The sequence below is a fragment of the Chitinophaga sp. genome, from assembly GCF_035564935.1.
Lineage (GTDB): Bacteria > Bacteroidota > Bacteroidia > Chitinophagales > Chitinophagaceae > Chitinophaga.
The window spans coordinates 1-3,781 of sequence record NZ_DATMTE010000662.1; the positions used below are offsets into that span (position 1 = coordinate 1).

At 44.6% G+C, this 3,781-nt stretch carries 2 protein-coding genes; both read right to left on the minus strand.

From position 1 onward, the window contains the following. Positions 1-59 precede the first annotated feature (59 nt). Complete coding sequence (locus tag VN105_RS17055) at positions 60-2,012, minus strand: KUP/HAK/KT family potassium transporter (RefSeq protein WP_325642735.1); 1,953 nt, start codon at positions 2,010-2,012, stop codon at positions 60-62. Positions 2,013-2,166: 154 nt separating this feature from the next. Beyond that, on the minus strand, positions 2,167-3,717 hold the full coding sequence (locus VN105_RS17060) for an OmpA family protein (protein ID WP_325642736.1): 1,551 nt from the start codon (positions 3,715-3,717) through the stop codon (positions 2,167-2,169). Between the last annotated feature and the right edge of the window lie 64 nt (positions 3,718-3,781).

A 3,781-nucleotide genomic window follows, 5' to 3' on the forward strand; every position in this document is an offset into this window, starting at 1 on the left:
TATAAAAGAGGAAAGCCGGATCTATGTAAGACCCGGCTTTCCATGATAAAAATTTATAGTTAATGTACAATCCGCTTCAACTGAAGATTGGTTACCGGTGCTACCACAAGTGGATACTTCTCGATGGTCACATAACTGGAATCCAGTCCGAAGCCCCTTTCTTCCGACAAACTGATCTTTTTCAGGAAGAAATACATCTTCATTACCATTCTCTCGTATAAAGGCAGGTCGTTGTCGTGCGACAGGAATTTCTCCATCACAATAAACTGGAAATCGCCTACTACATTATTTTTACTCAATGATTCATAGCGGCTGGTGATATTTACTTCCTTATTACGTACCATATCTTCCACTACCATTCTGAACATAAGGTTAATACGTTGTTCCACTTTGAAACCCAGGCGGAACTCCACGCGTATCACTTCGTTTGGAATGATTGTTTGCACGGAGTATTCGCTCAGATAAGGTTCATCCACCACATCCACATGTACAAACCAGTATATATCTGCCCTTTTGGGCTTTTTATTGAGAATAGAATAGATGATCTTATGCTCTATTTCCTTTGGATTATCAGCGCTGCTCATATATACCAGGTGAGTGGCATATTTGGGAATGGAGGTGTCGTTACTTAGCTCCTGGATAATAGGCAGATAATCTTCCAGCCGTACAAATTCCACATAACGGTTCTTGATCTTACGCGATTTAAACCATACTATCATGACCAGGAAAAGGGCACCGGCCACTATCACTGTTACATAACCTCCATGCATGAACTTAATCACATTAGCGAAGAGGAAGGAAAATTCTATGGTGAAATAAACGATAAGATATAATAAAATCCAGCCTACCCATACCCGTTTGGTGTAGAGGTAAAAAGCAAACAGGCAGGAAGTCATGAGCATACAAATGGTAATAGACAATCCGTATGCGGCCTCCATATTCGATGATTCCTGGAAGATGAGTACAATTGAAGCACAGCCAACAAACAACATGGTATTGATACCGGGTATATATAATTGTCCCCTCATTTCAGTGGGATAGTTTACCCGCATTTTTGGCCACAGGTTAAGCCGCATGGCTTCTGCGATAAGGGTAAAAGAACCTGATATGAGTGCCTGGCTCGCAATTACGGAGGCGAGTGTGGCTATTAATACACCAAAAATGATGAACCATTCAGGCATGATGGTAAAGAAAGGGTTCTGATCTTTTGGCAGGATCTGTCCTTTTTGTGTCAGTAACCAGGCGCCTTGCCCGAGATAGTTCAGAATAAGGCAGGATTTAACAAAAACCCAGGATACCCGGATATTGCTTTTACCGCAATGGCCCAGGTCGGAATAGAGGGCTTCCGCTCCTGTTGTACAAAGAAATACAGCCCCGAGGATCAGGAATCCTTTGGGATAAGTTGTTAGGAGTTCAATGGCGTAATGGGGGCTAAAAGCCTTGAAAATGCTTAAATCATCCGCTATGTGCGAAATACCGAGTATTCCCAGCATAGAAAACCACAGTACCATGATGGGCCCGAACATCCGGCCGATGGAAACGGTACCGAACTGTTGCATAACAAAGAGCCCTGTAATAATGGTAAGCACTATTTTAACGATGGTCATTTGCCCCAGGTCCTTAAAGACCTCCAGGGTTCTGAGACCTTCAATGGCGGATGTAACAGTAATAGGCGGGGTGATGATACCGTCTGCGAGCAGGGCGGCGCCACCGATCATGCCAAAGATGACCGTCCACCTGGCATGGCGTCTTACGAGCGCATAAAGTGAAAAAATGCCACCTTCCCCTTTATTATCTGCCCGGAGGGTGAGGATAACATATTTAACGGTTGTTTGCAGGGTAAGTGTCCAGATAATACAGGAAATACCTCCGATTACCAACAGGTCGCTGATGGGGTTCCCTCCTACGATGGCTTTGAACACATAGAGTGGAGATGTTCCGATATCGCCATAGATAATACCAAGAGCTACTACCAGGCCAGCCAGGGAAACCTTGTTAATGTTAATGCCCACGTAATAATAAGTTTATTAAAAAAGCTTCCAAAATTAGGGGTAAATATTGATACTCCAACAATATTTCGCAGGGGAGTGTTTGCTTCAAAAAGAAATCCTCTCCCGAATGAACGGGAGAGGACTTTTAAGTTATCATCTTAATGAGTGATACTGATTAGTTAGCAGGAGCTAAGTCAACAGTGCCAGACTCACCAGGAGTGTTTTGTTTGATGAAACGACCGCGGTCGATACCTTGTTTGTCAGCCAGGTAGTCGATAACTGAATCAACGCGACGGCTGCTCAGGTCAACACCACCTTTCTTACCTTTAGCACCTGCGTGACCTGTTACCAGAACGTTGCAGGAAGGGTTAGATTTCAGGGTAGCTGCTACAGAAGCCAGGATAGCTTCCTGATCGTTACCAATTTTGGTAGAAGAGCCTTTGAAAGAAACGCTAGGCAGAACCAGTGTAGAGCAAGATTGTTCAACACGGTTTTTGCAGCATTCAGGATCCGGGCATTTACCAACACCATCAGCGTCAACTGGCTGGCAGTAAGTTGGAGTGATCAGTTGTTTGTCTTTGTAATCAGGAACGCCATCACCATCAGTATCTTTAGCTACACCGTGAACATCCACTGGTGCACCTGCTGGGGTGTTAGGTTCGCGATCGAACTGGTCAGTTACGCCATCGCCATCAGCATCAGGCAGAACCGGAGCCGGGAGCTTCATGTGACGTGGGCTGCTCAGCTCGCTGTAAGCATATTCCAGTGGGTTGATCCACCATAATGGCTGTACGCGTTTAGCAGGGTTACCCAGGTTGAAGTTCAGACGAACACTGGTGTAAGAATAGAAGTCTTTGGAAGCTCCACCCGGACCAGCATAACCGTCCATGTAAGCGTCGAAAGGCATGGTAACTTTTTCTTCAATACCGATGTTGAAACGTTTAGAAACTTTAAACGCAACACCAGTACCTACGTCCAGCGCATGACGGAGTAATTGGTTATCATCGTTACGACCGATAGACACCCTGTTACCCTGAGAAGGAGCATTCTGTTCGTATTTGTCATCTCTCAGATTCTTGATCTGTTTTCTGATATCGCTGCGTTTTGCACCGAAGTTAATGCTGGAATAGTCGTAACCATTTCCGTTTGCATCCAACGCGTCAACGTCAACATCAGCCATTACAATAGAGTAACCAGCCAGTAAATACCAGTTAACTTTAGGTTCTGCTCTGTAGAACAGGATGTTGCTCAGGGAAGCGATCACATCCAAAGACAGCTGGTGGTTCTGAGATTTGTAGTTTGGTACAATCATACCGCCATTCAATGCAGCTGTTTTAGCCCAAGGATTGATACCACCTGCAGCCTGTGTAGGACGCAGTTTGTAGTCCTGACCCTTATCGATAGAACCGATGTACTCAGCTCTCAGGGAGAAAGTATGTCCCAGTGCTTTTCTCAGGGAAATACCACCACCAAAACCTGGTTGAGGAGGAACAGTTCCGCTGATCAGGTGTAAACCACCGCTAAAACCCAGTTCCCACATATCTCTCGGTTTAGCCGGGAAATTTGATTGGTGGTTCGTGAAGTTATTTTGTTGTACCATACGCTTGCTAGACACTTTGGAGCTATCCAGAGCATCGTAGCCGGTTGGTTGAACCTGTGCAAAACTAGTAGATGCTGATAGTAAACCCACAGCGCCTGCCAGTAATAAGTACTTTTTGCTTGCCATAATTGTTTTTTTTATTAAAAACTGTTAAAAATTTACTAATAACCCGTTTTTTACCTAGCAAAGG

What these genes read in the sequence shown, in the direction of transcription:
- VN105_RS17060 (WP_325642736.1), bottom strand. Translation starts at nt 3,717, where the DNA reads ATGGCAAGCAAAAAGTACTTATTACTGGCAGGCGCTGTGGGTTTACTA.